The 12,513-nt window shown below is 70.8% G+C and carries 14 protein-coding genes; 6 read left to right on the top strand and 8 right to left on the bottom strand.

What is annotated here, in order from left to right; genetic code table 11:
- Window positions 1–4: 4 nt before the first annotated feature.
- Complete coding sequence (mltG, locus tag ABXJ52_RS02095) at window positions 5–844, top strand: endolytic transglycosylase MltG (RefSeq protein WP_367048764.1); 840 nt, start codon at window positions 5–7, stop codon at window positions 842–844.
- A 25-nt stretch (window positions 845–869) separates the two neighbouring features.
- Here the strand turns inward: mltG and ABXJ52_RS02090 are convergent, their stop codons facing one another.
- From ABXJ52_RS02090 to ABXJ52_RS02065, 6 genes are all read right to left on the bottom strand, one after another.
- Entirely contained in the window at window positions 870–1,979 is a 1,110-nt protein-coding gene (locus ABXJ52_RS02090) for an NAD(P)-binding domain-containing protein (RefSeq protein ID WP_367038800.1), read from the bottom strand.
- A 60-nt stretch (window positions 1,980–2,039) separates the two neighbouring features.
- Window positions 2,040–3,248, bottom strand: coding sequence for an LLM class flavin-dependent oxidoreductase (locus tag ABXJ52_RS02085; protein ID WP_367038799.1), 1,209 nt, complete (start codon window positions 3,246–3,248; stop codon window positions 2,040–2,042).
- Window positions 3,249–3,250: 2 nt separating this feature from the next.
- On the bottom strand, window positions 3,251–4,294 hold the full coding sequence (locus ABXJ52_RS02080) for an ABC transporter substrate-binding protein (protein ID WP_367038798.1): 1,044 nt from the start codon (window positions 4,292–4,294) through the stop codon (window positions 3,251–3,253).
- 56 nt (window positions 4,295–4,350) lie between these two features.
- Window positions 4,351–5,127, bottom strand: coding sequence for an ABC transporter ATP-binding protein (locus ABXJ52_RS02075; RefSeq protein ID WP_367038797.1), 777 nt, complete (start codon window positions 5,125–5,127; stop codon window positions 4,351–4,353).
- Window positions 5,100–5,960, bottom strand: a complete 861-nt coding sequence (locus ABXJ52_RS02070; RefSeq protein WP_367038796.1) for an ABC transporter permease — start codon at window positions 5,958–5,960, stop codon at window positions 5,100–5,102. The genes ABXJ52_RS02075 and ABXJ52_RS02070 overlap by 28 nt, the downstream gene beginning before the upstream one ends.
- Before the next feature lie 120 nt (window positions 5,961–6,080).
- Entirely contained in the window at window positions 6,081–6,164 is an 84-nt protein-coding gene (locus ABXJ52_RS02065; protein ID WP_363206664.1) for a putative leader peptide, read from the bottom strand.
- A 101-nt stretch (window positions 6,165–6,265) separates the two neighbouring features.
- Between ABXJ52_RS02065 and ABXJ52_RS02060 the strand changes: the two genes are divergently transcribed.
- Window positions 6,266–6,688, top strand: coding sequence for a secondary thiamine-phosphate synthase enzyme YjbQ (locus ABXJ52_RS02060; RefSeq protein WP_367038795.1), 423 nt, complete (start codon window positions 6,266–6,268; stop codon window positions 6,686–6,688).
- 109 nt (window positions 6,689–6,797) lie between these two features.
- Here the strand turns inward: ABXJ52_RS02060 and ABXJ52_RS02055 are convergent, their stop codons facing one another.
- Window positions 6,798–9,242, bottom strand: a complete 2,445-nt coding sequence (locus ABXJ52_RS02055; protein WP_367038794.1) for a tetratricopeptide repeat protein — start codon at window positions 9,240–9,242, stop codon at window positions 6,798–6,800.
- A 176-nt stretch (window positions 9,243–9,418) separates the two neighbouring features.
- Here ABXJ52_RS02055 and ABXJ52_RS02050 point away from each other — a divergent pair, with 176 nt between their 5' ends.
- Together ABXJ52_RS02050 and ABXJ52_RS02045 are read left to right on the top strand one after the other, a co-directional pair.
- On the top strand, window positions 9,419–9,874 hold the full coding sequence (locus ABXJ52_RS02050) for a carboxymuconolactone decarboxylase family protein (RefSeq protein WP_367038793.1): 456 nt from the start codon (window positions 9,419–9,421) through the stop codon (window positions 9,872–9,874).
- 157 nt (window positions 9,875–10,031) lie between these two features.
- Window positions 10,032–10,427, top strand: a complete 396-nt coding sequence (locus ABXJ52_RS02045; RefSeq protein ID WP_367048762.1) for a DUF1801 domain-containing protein — start codon at window positions 10,032–10,034, stop codon at window positions 10,425–10,427.
- A gap of 19 nt (window positions 10,428–10,446) precedes the next feature.
- On the opposite strand, the gene ABXJ52_RS02040 is transcribed toward ABXJ52_RS02045, so the two are convergent.
- Window positions 10,447–10,926: a MarR family transcriptional regulator gene (locus ABXJ52_RS02040; RefSeq protein WP_367038792.1), complete on the bottom strand. Its 480-nt coding sequence runs from the start codon at window positions 10,924–10,926 to the stop codon at window positions 10,447–10,449.
- Between the two features lie 84 nt (window positions 10,927–11,010).
- Here ABXJ52_RS02040 and ABXJ52_RS02035 point away from each other — a divergent pair, with 84 nt between their 5' ends.
- A complete protein-coding gene (locus ABXJ52_RS02035) occupies window positions 11,011–11,877 on the top strand; it encodes an NAD(P)H-binding protein (protein ID WP_367038791.1) in 867 nt (288 codons plus the stop codon).
- A 62-nt stretch (window positions 11,878–11,939) separates the two neighbouring features.
- Complete coding sequence (locus tag ABXJ52_RS02030) at window positions 11,940–12,497, top strand: PadR family transcriptional regulator (protein ID WP_367038790.1); 558 nt, start codon at window positions 11,940–11,942, stop codon at window positions 12,495–12,497.
- Window positions 12,498–12,513 lie beyond the last annotated feature (16 nt).

Raw genomic sequence — 12,513 nt, 5'->3', positions numbered from 1 at the left:
CATGCTGCAGACCAAGACTCCGCGCCGGGGCACGATTCGACTGACGCGTCGGGGCCGGATCGCCCTGATCGCGACCGGAACCGTCGCGGCGGTCACCGCCGTGGCGGTGCCGCTGCTGCTCCCGGAAGACGAGGGACGCCCCCAATCCCTGACCATCCCGGAAGGCTGGCGCTCCAGCCAGGTGTACGGGGCCGTCGACAAGGTCCTCGGTGTGCCGACCGGCACCACGAAGAAGGCCCTTCCCAAGGCGGGCCTCAAACTCCCCGCCGACGCCCGCGGCAACCCAGAGGGTTACCTCTTCCCTGCCACGTATCCCATCAACGACAAGTCGACCCCCGCCTCCGTGCTCTCGTACATGGTGAACACGGCGACCAAGAGGTTCAGCGGCGGCCAGGTCACGGCGGGCGCCGAACGCAACGCCGTGAACGTCTACCAGACCCTCACCATCGCCAGCATGATCGAGGCCGAGGCAGGCTCCAAGGCGGACATGGGCAAGGTGTCCCGGGTCATCTACAACCGCCTCGAACAGGGCATGCCGCTCCAGATGGACTCCACGATCAACTACGCCCTGAACCGCTCCACGCTGAACACCCGTGAACGCGACACCGAGATCAACAGCCCTTACAACACCTACGCGCGCATGGGCCTGCCCCCCACCCCGATCGGTAACCCCGGCGAGGAGGCGATGCGTGCGGCAACCAACCCGACGCAGGGCAACTGGCTGTACTTCGTGACGGTGAAGCCGGGGGACACCCGCTTCACGGCGAGCTTCGAGGAGCAGCAGAAGAACGTGGCGGAGTTCAACAGGAACCAGAGCAAGGACCAGAAGAAGCAAGGGTCCTGAGAACGGGCGGCCCGCCCCCGGTGTGTCACACGGTGGCGGGTACCTCCCGCAGAAGCCTCTTGATGTCCCGCACCGCCGCTCGCCCCGCACGGTTCGCGCCGATCGTGCTGGCCGACGGCCCGTACCCCACCAGGTGGATGCGGGGGTCGGCGGCGGCGCGGGTGCCCTCGATCCGGATGCCGCCCCCCGCCTCGCGCAGCCGCAGCGGTGCCAGGTGTTCGATGGCGGCCCGGAAGCCGGTGGCCCAGAGAATGACGTCGGCGTCCACGCGCCGCCCGTCGTCCCACTCGACGCCGCTCGGCGTGATGCGGTCGAACATCGGAAGCCGGTCGAGCACCCCGTCGGCCCGAGCCTGCCGGATGGCGTCGTTGACGGGCAGCCCCGTCACGGAGACCACGCTCTGTGGCGCGAGCCCCTGCCGCACCCGCTCCTCGACCATGGCCACGGCCGAGCGGCCCCAGTTCTCGTCGAACGGCCCCTCACGGAAGACGGGCTCACGCCGAGTGACCCAGGTGGTCTGCGCGGCGTACGGGGCGATCTCCATCAGATGCTGGGTGCCCGATGCCCCGCCGCCCACGACGATCACGCGCTGCCCCTTGAACGCCTCGGGCCCGGGATAGACGGCCGTGTGCAACTGCCGCCCGCGGAAGGTGTCCTGCCCCGGATAGCGCGGCCAGAACGGCCGGTCCCACGTACCCGTGGCATTGATCAGGGTGCGGGTCGCCCACGCGCCGGCCGACGTCTCGACCAGCAGCCGCCCACCGTCGCCCTCACGCACCCGATGGACGTCGACGGGCCGGCGCACGCGCAGGTCGAAGCGCTGCTCGTACGCGTCGAAGTACTCCCGGATGACGTCCGACGAGGGGCGTGCGGGGTCGGCCCCGGTCAGTTCCATGCCGGGGAGTGAGTGCATGCCGTGCACTTTCCCGTAGGTGAGCGAGGGCCAGCGGAACTGCCACGCGCCGCCGGGGCGTGGCGAGTGGTCCAGGACGACGAAGTCCCGGTCCGGCTCGAAACCGGCCCTGCGCAGGTGATAGGCGCTGGACAGACCCGCCTGACCGGCGCCTGTGACCACCGCGTCCACCTCTTGTACCGCCTCGTGTGCGGCCGCGTCCTGTGCCCCGATGTCGTTCACGTTTCTACTAACTCCATCGGGGCCCGGGATCTTCCCGCGTCGGCGGCCGTCCGGGTTACGTCAGCGCCCGCCCGCCACCAGCAGCGGAGCGCCGCCGGGAGCCGAGGCCGGACGACCGTTCACCGCGGGCACACCGGCCCGCTGCGAGGCCGGAATCCGGGGCAGCAGCCCGCGCGCCGCCAGATCAGGGATCACACCCTCGCCGAACCAGTACGCCTCTTCCAGATGCGGATAGCCCGAAAGCACGAAGTGCTCGACCCCCAGCGCGTGATACTCCTCGATCCGGTCCGCGACGTCCGCGTGGCTGCCGACCAGCGCGGTGCCCGCGCCGCCCCGTACGAGACCGACGCCCGCCCACAGATTCGGCGAGATCTCCAGCTTGTCGCGGGAACCGCCGTGCAGCGCGAGCATCCGCTGCTGGCCGACCGACTCGCTACGGCCGAGAGCCTGCTGGGCGGCGGCGATGGTGTCCGGGTCGAGGTCGTCGAGCAGCCGGTTCGCCGTGGCCCAGGCCTCGGCGGCGGAATCACGCGAGATGGTGTGCAGGCGGATCCCGAACCGGACCGTGCGCCCCTGCTCCTCGGCCAGAGCGCGAATCCAGTCGATCTTCTCCTTGACCTGCTCCGGCGGCTCGCCCCACGTCAGATACACATCCGTGTGCCGTGCCGCGACCGGACCGGCCGCCGCCGACGAACCACCGAAGAAGATCTCCGGCAGCGGGTCGGGCGGCAGCGCGGTCAGACCGCCCTCCACGTCGTAGTGCTCGCCGTGGAAATCGAAGGGCTTTCCGCCCCACACCCCCCGTACGACGGACAGGAACTCATCGGTACGGGCGTAACGGCGATCGTGGTCGAGATGGTCGCCGAAGCGCCGCTGCTCGGTCGAGTCGCCGCCCGTGACGACGTTCAGGAGCAGCCGCCCGCGCGTGATGCGCTGATACGTGGCGGCCATCTGCGCGGCGAGCACCGGCGAGATGACGCCGGGCCGGAACGCCACCAGGAACTTGAGGCGCTCGGTGTGCTGGGCCAGCGCGACCGTCGTCAGCCAGGCGTCCTCGCACCAGGTGCCGGTCGGGGTCAGCACCGCCTCGAAGCCCAACTGCTCGGAGGCCTTGGCGATCTGGATCAGATAGTCGATGTCGGGGGCCCGTACCCCGCTGACCGGCGTGACGCGCGAGCGCTTGATGCCGCCGTCGGTGTAGGCGTGCCGGTCCACGAGGGTGCGGCCGTCGCCGCCGGTCGGCAGGAACCAGTTGAGGTGGACGGTCATCGTCAGGACTCCTTGCGGTACGTGCGCGGCTTGCTGGTCGACGGCGGCAGATCGCCGTTGAAGCGGGTGTCGACGAAGTCGCCGAAATCGATGCGGCGCGGAATGAGCTTCTGGTCGGCGAAGGTGTCGGCGATCTCCTGCTCGGAGGTGATCACGTTCTTGTCCACGGCCACCGGGACCCGGGTGCCGTTGGTTCGCTTGACCGCGGCGAGCGCGACCTCGTAGGGCAGCCCGGTGTCCTTCGCCCAGACCTTCGCCCACGCCTCCGGGTGGTCGTAGACCCAGTCCTGCGCCTTGCGCAGCCGCCTGAGGTAGTCGTCGATCGCCGCGGATTTCTTCTTGTCCTTGAGCGCGCCGGGCGCCGCCACCTGGAATCCGAGGCCGTTGACCATCCCGTCACCGTCGGTCAGGACACGGCCCTTCTTACTCTGGAGAACCTGCGAGGTGTACGGGTCCCACACCGCCCAGGCGTCCACCTTGCCGCTGGTGAACGCGGCCAGTGCGTCGGCGGGCTGGAGATACTTGACCTTGACGTCCTTGAAGCCGAGCCCGGCCTTCTTGAGGGACGCGATCAGCTGGTAGTGCGCCGACGAACCCTGCGCGACGGCGATGGACTTGCCCCTGAGTTCCTCGGCCTTCTTCAGCTCCGAGCCGTTCGGGACGAGGATCGCCTCGCCCACCGCGGTGCCGTGGGTCGCGGCCACCACGGAGATCTTCGAGTTGGCTCCGGCGGCGAAGACGGGTGGTGTGTTGCCGACGGCGCCGATGTCCACGGCCTTGGCGTTGATGGCCTCCAGGAGGGGCGGCCCGGAGGTGAACGTGGACCAGCGGATCTTGTACTTCAGGTCGTCGAGCTCCCCGGCCGCGCGCAGCACGGCCTCCGAACCGCCCTTCTGGTCACCGACGTTGAGGGTGAGCGACCCCTGGCCGTCGGTCCCGCCACCGGCGCCGGCGGAGGAGGTGCTCGCGGAGGAGGAGCCGGAGCAGGCGGCGAGCAGCAGGGCCAGGGGGAGGAGCAGGGCGGGGGCGGCGATGTGTCGTCGCATGGTGAGTCCGTTCGGTCTGTTCGTGCTGTTCACGGGGGAGAGGGCATGCGGAGGGTTCACGCCGCGGCCACGGCTTCCGCGGAGTCGTGCGCGTCGACGCCCAGGCGCTGCAAGAGCTCGGCGCGCAGTTCGGCGAAGCGCGGATCGGAGATGCCGCGCGGCCGGTCCAGATCGATCTCGGTCTCGTACGCGATGACCCCCGCGTCCATGACGAGCACCCGGTCGGCGAGCAGCACGGCCTCCTCGACGTCGTGCGTGACGAGCAGGACGGCGCAGCCGCGTCGCTGCCACAGTTCGTCGACGAGACGCTGGGCCTTGATGCGGGTGAGCGCGTCGAGCGCGCCGAACGGCTCGTCGAGCAGCAGCAGATCGGGCTCGCGCACCAGGGCGCGGGCCAGTGAGGCGCGTTGGGCCTCGCCCCCGGAGAGCGTCTTGGGCCAGGCGTTCGTGCGGTGCTTGAGGCTGACCTCCTCCAACGCCCGCTCGGCGACGCCGCGTTCGGGCTTCCCCTTCAGGCCGAGCAGGACGTTGCGCCACACGCGCTTCCAGGGCATGAGCCGGGGCGCCTGGAACGCGACGGCCTTGCGGCGCGGTACGAGGACCGTCCCCTCGATGTCCCGGTCGAGCCCGGCGAGGATGCGCAGCAGGGTCGACTTGCCGCAGCCGCTGCGTCCGAGCAGCGCCACGAACTCACCCGGCCGCACGTCCAGGTCCAGGTGGTCGATGACGGGACGCCCGTCGAAGGAACGCGTGAGACCTTCGACGCGTACGGCTGAAGTGCTGGGTGTGTAGGGGGCGTTGTGGGTCACCGGCCGGTGAACGTCGGTCGCCATTGCAGCAGCAGCCTTTCGAGGGTGCGGACGATGAAGTCGGCGATGAGGCCGAGGAAGGCGTAGACGATCAGGCAGACGACGATGACGTCGGTCCGCAGGAAGTCACGCGCCTGGACCATCAGGAAGCCGATCCCGGAGTCCGCGTTGATCTGTTCGGCGAAGACGAGGGCGAGCCAGGCGATGCCCAGCGAGTACCGCAGCCCGGTCATCGCACCCGGCAGCGCGCCCGGCAGGATGACGTGGCGCACGAGTCCCCACCGGGAGAGCCCGAGGGACTCCCCGGCCTCGATGAGCTGCGAGTCGACCCCGCGGATTCCCGCGTACACGTTCAGATAGAGCGGGAAGGAGACGCCCAGCGTGATGATGGCGACCTTGGGCGCCTCACCGATGCCGAACCAGATGATGAACAGCGGGATGAGCCCGACGAACGGCACGGTGCGCAGCATCTGCACGCTGGCGTCCACGAGATCCTCGCCGACGCGGAAGAGCCCGGAGATGAGCGCGAGCGAGGTCCCGACGACGACGCCGAGCAGGAGCCCCACCGCGACGCGTTGCAGGGAGACCCCCATGGCGGAGGTCAGCGAACCGTCGGCGAGGAGATCACGGGCGACGCCGGCGATGGTCCCCGGCGAGGCGAGGATGTCCTGGGGCAACACCCCTGTGGAGCTGAGGACTTGCCACAGGGCGAGCAGGACGAGCGGGCCGGAGGTGCGGCGCAGCCAGCGGGGGACGCGGGTGCGGCGGGTGGATGAGGGAACGATGGGGACGAGCTCGTACTTCGATATTCCCGAAATGTCGGGTACGGAACCCGGCGGGGCATGGCTGATGCTCATGGGTGCTCCACGGCAGGAGGGAGGGATGCCCGAGAGGCCTACACGCGGGATGGCGACATCAACCGCGTGGGGGCAGCGGGGCAGGGAAGCGCTGAGGCAGGAAAGCGGGCTGAGGAGGTGTCAGCAGCCGCGAGGACACGCAGCGGAGGCCACCCGCAGCAGGTCGATGTGACCGCGCGTGGTGAGCAGAGCCGAACGCAACATGCCGCAGAACGTAGCCAGATCGTCCGCGCACGGTCAATGTCGTCTCGAAAGGCGGACGCCACATATCAGGGAACGGGAGCGCCGTGAGGGAAGATGGACCTATGTCCGACGCTTTCACCACCCGTGTCCTGAACGTCACCACCGGCTCCTCGGAGAAGGTCTTCGACCTCACCGACGACATCGAGAGCTTCCTGAGCGAGGCGGCAGCGGGCCGTGACGGCCTGCTCAACGTCTTCGTCCCGCACGCGACGGCCGGCGTCGCGATCCTGGAGACGGGAGCGGGCAGCGACAGCGACCTGCTGGCCGCGCTGCACACCCTCCTCCCGGCCGACGACCGCTGGCAGCACCGCCACGGCAGCCCCGGCCACGGCCGCGACCACGTCCTGCCCGCACTGGTACCGCCCCACGCGACGTTGCCGGTGGTGCGGGGCCGCCTCGAGTTGGGGACGTGGCAGTCGGTGTGCCTGGTGGACACCAACAGGGACAACCCCCGGCGCGAGGTGCGGCTGTCGTTCCTCGGGTGAGAGGGCGAGAGCCCGTCCGGCGGTTTCCGGTCGCATCGCCCGCTCCCACGAGGCCGAGCGGACCAAGTCCCTGCGGCGACGCGTCTCGTACACGGTGCGCCTCTGAACGTCAGTCGCGTACCTCAAGGACGGCCCGGCCCGCCGCGCGGTGTTCGGCGGCCGCGGCCGGGTCCGTCGCGTCGAGAACGATCGCGATGCCCTCGTGGGCCAGCGCTTCCTCGTTGCGGTACCCCAGTGCCGGGGCGAGTTCGAGAGCCTGGCGGTGCAGGCGCAGGGCCTCGTCGGGCAGGCCCGCGAGGCGGCAGGTCTCGGCGTAGCCATTGAGGAAGTGGATCTTCCAGTGCTCCTCGAAGAGCTCGTCGAGCAGCGCGAACGCCTTCCGGTGGCCGGCAAGGGCCTCTTCATAGCGGCCCATCTGCCGCAGTGCGACCCCCAGGCAGTTGAGGCACCACGCCTCGTTGTGGAGGTGCCCGTCCTCGCGGGCCAGCGCCAACGCCCGGTGCAGGTGCTCCGCGGCCTCGTCGGGCTCCTCGTGGGCGATGGCCACACCGAGGGTGAGCCGCGCCGTCAGCGCGGGCGGTGACGCCGGATCGGCGTGGGGCATGCCGAGGACCTCCCGGGCCCGCTGCGCCGCCTCATCGCGGTGCCCCAGCTGGAGCATGGCCCAGGCTTCCGACGCGGCCGCGCCGGCCGTCCCCGTCGGGCAGCCGGCCTGCTCGTACAACTTCCCTGCCAGCCGGAAGAGTTCGAGCGGCTCCTCGACGTGGCCCTCGTCCCACTTCAGATAGCCGCGCCGCAGGGTCAGTTCGGCCTGTGACCCCACGTTCCCCGCCTGGGACACCCGCGGCTGCGCCGCCTCGTACGAGGCGGCGGCCTCCGCCATGCGGCCCGCGTTGTAGCGAGCGAAGCCCAGATCGCTGTGCGCGTCGGCCAGTTGGAGTGGATCGCCGAGGCGCTCGGCAGCGGCAAGCGACCGTTCGAAGAGGGCGTTGAGGTGCGTCGTGCCGCAGCGCCGCGCGAAGTACGCCCGCAAGAAGCGCGGCAGCTCGCACACATGCGCGTCGGCCCCGACGGCGGCCGCAGTCTCGAAGGCGCCCACCAGATTCTCGTACTCCGCCACCAGCCAGGCGAACGCCGCGTTCTTGTCCGCGAACCGCGGCAGCGCGGCAGGCGGCCTGCCCGCGGTCGGCGGCCTGCCCGGCGAAAGGAACGGCATCGCGGCGTCGGCGGCAGCGGCCGCGTGCACGTAGTAGTCGAGGAAGCGGGCAAGGGCCTGGTCCCGCTCGGCCGGTGAGTCCTGTTCCTCACCGGCCCGGCGCGCGTGCTGGTGCACCAGGTCGTGCAGGCGGTAGCGGCCAGCAGTCGACTCCTGTACGAGGTGCGCGTCGACCAGGTCCTCCAGCGTCGCCCGCGCCCTGTTCAGCGGCACGTCGGCGAGGGACGCCGCCAGGTACGCGTCGAAGGAACCACCGGGGAGCAGGCCGAGCAGCCGGAACAGGCGGGCCTGGGAACGGTCCAACTGCCGTACGGACATGGCGAACGCGGTGTCGAACTCGCTCGCGCCCTCGGCCATCCGCTCGACGAGGATGCCCACCGTCCAGCCCGGCCGGTGCCGCAGCCGGGCCGCGGCAAGGCGCAGGGCGAGCGGCAGATGACCGCACAGCCGCAGCACCTCGGCGGCGGACTCGGGGTCGCGGGCAAGTCTGCCCTCGGGTCCGGCCGGGTCGCCGCTCGCTCGGGCGAGGATCTCCGCGCTTTCCCGCGGGCTCAGCACGTCGAGTGACACCGGCGGCACCTCGTCCAGGCCGAGGAGCCGGTTCCTGCTGGTGATCAGGGCGACGGACGGGCCGGCTCCCGGCAGCAGGGGGCGGACCTGGTCGGCGTCGGCGGCGTTGTCGATCACCACGACGACGCGCCGGTCGGCCAGCTCCGAGCGCCAGCAGGCGGCCAGTTGCTCGATGCCTTCCCGCGGGACCTTCTCGGAGGGAACGTCGAGCGCGCCGAGCAGCATCCGCAGCGCGGAGTCGGGGTCGAGCGGATCCCGGCCCTCGGTGAATCCGTGGAGGTCCACATAGAGCTGGGCGTCCGGATAGTCGGCGGCGAGCCGGTGCGCCGCGTGCATCGCCAGACAGGACTTGCCGACTCCCGCCATGCCGTCGACGGCGACCACCCGGTGAGTTTCCACCGCGGCCAGCACGGCGGCGAGTTGGGCCTCGCGGCCGGTGAAGTCCGCTACGTCGCGCGGCAGGTCGTTGCGGGGCCTCGGCCTGCCCTGGCGGCTGGACTTCGGGGGCGCGGGCAGAGGGTTGGAGGAGCGTTCCCACAGGGGGCGCAGCGGGCGGGGGTCGCGCTTGACGAGGCGACAGAGCGCGATCACCGCGGGCCAGGGCGGCACCGTCCGGCCGCTGAGGTAGCGCGACAGGGACGAGGAGCTGAGGCCGGCGTCCCGCGCGAGGGCCCGTACGCCGAGTCCGGACAGGTCCTGGATCAGGCGCAGCCGGGCCGCCAGCTCGCTCCGCGGGTCCGCCTTCGCCGTGTGTCGCGGCTCATCCACCAGATACCCCCGTGTCCCGTGAGGCCAGAAACCTACCGGGCCATGTCGTCGCTGCTCAAGGCTGTTCCAGCTGTCCCACGGTGTCCCAACGCCGTGGTCGTGGCGAGGAGTTCCCGCTGATATGGACTCACACCCCGAGGGAACGGGGAACGGCCCCGAAGAAGGAGCACACCGAGATGCAGTCGCGTATGCAGAACCCCGCCGTCGTCCTGTCCGACGCCATGCCGGCCATCCAGTCACTCATCAAGGCCGTGCACGCCGGTGGGGTGGAGGGGCAGACCCTGGAGCTGGTGCACCTGCGCGTCAGCCAGATCAACGGCTGCAGCGCCTGCGTCGACGGTGGCGTGAAGTCCTCCCGCAAGGCGGGCGTCAGCGACGAGCGGCTCGCCGTGGTCGCCGCCTGGCGCGAGGCTCCGTACTTCTCGGAGCCGGAGCGGGCGGCGCTGGAACTCGCCGAGGCCGCGACGCGGCTCGCCGACCGCGGCGACGCGGTGAACGACGAGGTGTGGGACGCGGCCGCCACCCACTTCGACGAGAAGCAGCTGGCCGCGATCGTCCTCATGATCGGCGTCACCAACCTGTTCAACCGACTCAACGCGACGACCCGCCAGATCGCCGGTGCGTGGGGCTGAGACCCCGATGGGTGGAGCCGCCACAGCGGCTCCACCCGGGCACGCCGCTCCCCACCCACCCACGCACCCACCCACCGACGTACGTAAGGAAGTCGCCGTGACGACCACGCAGAAGACCGCGAAGTCCGACGGATTCACGGATGAGGAACGAGGCGCGATGAAGGCGCGCGCCCAGGAGCTCAAGGCGTCCGCGCGTCGCGGATCGCGCGCCGACAAGGCGGCGCAGGAGGAGGCCGCCGTGGTGGAGAAGATCGCCGAGATGCAGGAGTCGGACCGCGCCATGGCCGAGCGGATCCATGCCGTGATCAAGGAGAACGTCCCGGAGCTCGCGCCGAAGCTCTGGTACGGAATGCCCTCCTACGCCAAGGACGGCAAGGTCGTCTGCTTCTTCCAGAGCGCACAGAAGTTCGGCGCGAGGTACGCGACGTTCGGCTTCAGCGACAAGGCGAACCTCGACGACGGCGCCATGTGGCCCGCCTCGTACGCCCTGACGGAGCTGACCTCCGAGGCGGAGGCGATGATCGCGGCGCTCGTGCGGAACGCCGTGAGCTGAGCCGGGTGGTGGCAGCCGGTCACCCGAGATCGCGCGCCGCGGTCTGGCCGGCTTCGGCGATGCGGTGCAGGAACTGGGTGAAGCGTTCGAGTTCCGTGTCCGGGTAGTCGTCGCAGATCCGCTCCACAGCCGCGCTCATGCCGGCGAAGTGCCCGAGCAGTTCGGCGTTGCGGTCGCGCAGCGCCCGTACCAGGAAGGCCCGTCGGTCCGCCGGATCGCGCTCCCGGGAGACCCAGCCGGCGCGTTCGAGCCGGTCGAGGATCCCGGTCATGGTGGCGGCGTGGAGCCCGGCGCGGCGCGCCAGTGCGCCGGGGCTCAGCGGGCCATGGGCGTTGATGAGGTCGAGGCAGTCCATGTCCACGTCCTTGAGGCCGAGTCGGCCGCCGACCTGCCGGTTGAGGAGCGCGAGCTGCGCGTCCACCTCGCGCAGCGCCTGCTTCACCCCGACGGTCGCGCGACGGTGGCTGCCGTCCGCGGAACCAGATGCTACGGAACTCATAACTTACGCTCCTCGAAATGTAGTGTTACGGTTCTCGTATATTACGGCACCCGAACAAACTGGGGCGAGGGGAAGGGGAACGCCATGTTCATGGTGGTCGGAGCTACCGGGCACGTGGGGCGCGAGGCCGTACGGCTTCTGCTGGACGCAGGTCAGGAGGTGGCCGCCGTGACGCGTCGCGACCGGGCCTCCGCGGGGCTGCCGGACGCCGCGCGCGTGGTGTGCGGCGACTCCTCCCGGCCCGGGGCGCTGGCTTCGGGCCTGCCCGAGCATGTCGACGGGGTACTGATCGGCCTCCGTCCGGTCGGCACGGCCGCCGCCGCGTCCGAGCTCCTCGCCCTCGTCGCGGAACGAGGCGCCAAGAAGGTCGTCGCGCTGTCGGCGCTGACCGTGGAGCAACCCGCAGGCCTCCCCCGATTCATCGACGAGTTCCGGGAGTTCGAGGCCACCGTGCGCGGCGCCGGGCCGGCCTGGACGGTCCTGCGGTGCGCGGACTTCACCGCCAACTCGCTGGCCTGGGGCGCGCAGATCCGCGCGAACGGCACGGTCTCCGGCGCCCATCCAGCGGCGGCGACCTCGCCGATCCACCCGCGCGACATCGCCGAGGTGGCCGTACGGGCGCTCACCGGCGGGGAGTACGCAGGGCAGAGCCTCGCGCTCACCGGGCCCCAGTCGCTCGACCAGCGCGAGAAGCTCCGGATCATCGGCGACGCCGTCGGCCGGGAGCTGTCCTTCCAGGAGGTCGGACCCGAGGACGTCCGGCGGGCGATGCTCGCCCAGGGCCTGCCGGCGGACGTTCCTGAACGGCTGCTCGGCTCGCTGGCCGACTACGCCCGGACGCCCGGCCGCACCACTGACACCGTCGAACGCGTCCTGGGCCGTCCGCCGCTGAGCTTCGCGGAGTGGGTGAGGGAGAACTCGGCCGGCTTCACCGCGGAGCACCCCGGGTGAGCCGTGTCTCACCAGGGTGGCTCCACTTGTTTATGCAACGAGTTGCATAGCAGGATCGGGGCATGGCGCTAGAGCACGCGATCCTCGTCTCGCTGCTGGAGAAGCCGGGCTCAGGCTATGAACTCGCCCGGCGGTTCGAGCGGTCCATCGGCTACTTCTGGACCGCCACCCACCAGCAGATCTATCGCGTTCTCAAGCGCATGGAGAGCGACGGGTGGATCGATGTCCGCGAGGTGCCGCAGCAGGCGCGGCCGGACAAGAAGGAGTACTCCGTCGCCGCCCTCGGGCGGACCGCGCTGTCGCAGTGGCTGCACGAGCCGATCGAACCCGAGAGCGTGCGGCACGAGCTGGCCGTGAAGATCCGCGGCGCGGCCTTCGACGACCCGGTCGCGCTGATCCACGAGGTCGAGCGGCACCGTCAGGCGCACGCCGACCGGCTCGCGCGCTATCTCGCGGGCGAGCTGCGTGACTTCACCGGACCCGAAGCGCCCGCCACGCCCGATCCCGGGCAGGAGCTGCAACATGTCGTGCTGCGCGGTGGCATCGCGTACGAACGGATGACGCTCGCCTGGCTGGACGACGTGCTCGCCACACTCCACCGGCTCGGTCCCCAGGGCTGAACCGGCCTGCTGCCCA

Source organism: Streptomyces sp. Je 1-332 (assembly GCF_040730185.1).
GTDB lineage: Bacteria > Actinomycetota > Actinomycetes > Streptomycetales > Streptomycetaceae > Streptomyces.
The sequence above is the reverse complement of the archived record's forward strand: the minus strand, read 5'-3'. Positions and strand labels throughout refer to the sequence as shown.

Excerpts from the sequence above, each read along its gene's own strand:
- ABXJ52_RS02060 (WP_367038795.1), top strand. The coding sequence starts at position 6,266 with ATGTCCGACGCTTTCACCACCCGTGTCCTGAACGTCACCACCGGCTCC.
- ABXJ52_RS02050 (WP_367038793.1), top strand. The coding sequence starts at position 9,419 with ATGCAGTCGCGTATGCAGAACCCCGCCGTCGTCCTGTCCGACGCCATG.
- ABXJ52_RS02085 (WP_367038799.1), bottom strand. The coding sequence starts at position 3,248 with ATGACCGTCCACCTCAACTGGTTCCTGCCGACCGGCGGCGACGGCCGC.
- ABXJ52_RS02080 (WP_367038798.1), bottom strand. The coding sequence starts at position 4,294 with ATGCGACGACACATCGCCGCCCCCGCCCTGCTCCTCCCCCTGGCCCTG.
- ABXJ52_RS02065 (WP_363206664.1), bottom strand. The coding sequence starts at position 6,164 with ATGTTGCGTTCGGCTCTGCTCACCACGCGCGGTCACATCGACCTGCTG.
- ABXJ52_RS02070 (WP_367038796.1), bottom strand. The coding sequence starts at position 5,960 with ATGAGCATCAGCCATGCCCCGCCGGGTTCCGTACCCGACATTTCGGGA.
- ABXJ52_RS02035 (WP_367038791.1), top strand. The coding sequence starts at position 11,011 with ATGTTCATGGTGGTCGGAGCTACCGGGCACGTGGGGCGCGAGGCCGTA.
- ABXJ52_RS02040 (WP_367038792.1), bottom strand. The coding sequence starts at position 10,926 with ATGAGTTCCGTAGCATCTGGTTCCGCGGACGGCAGCCACCGTCGCGCG.
- ABXJ52_RS02075 (WP_367038797.1), bottom strand. The coding sequence starts at position 5,127 with ATGGCGACCGACGTTCACCGGCCGGTGACCCACAACGCCCCCTACACA.
- ABXJ52_RS02030 (WP_367038790.1), top strand. The coding sequence starts at position 11,940 with ATGGCGCTAGAGCACGCGATCCTCGTCTCGCTGCTGGAGAAGCCGGGC.
- ABXJ52_RS02045 (WP_367048762.1), top strand. The coding sequence starts at position 10,032 with ATGAAGGCGCGCGCCCAGGAGCTCAAGGCGTCCGCGCGTCGCGGATCG.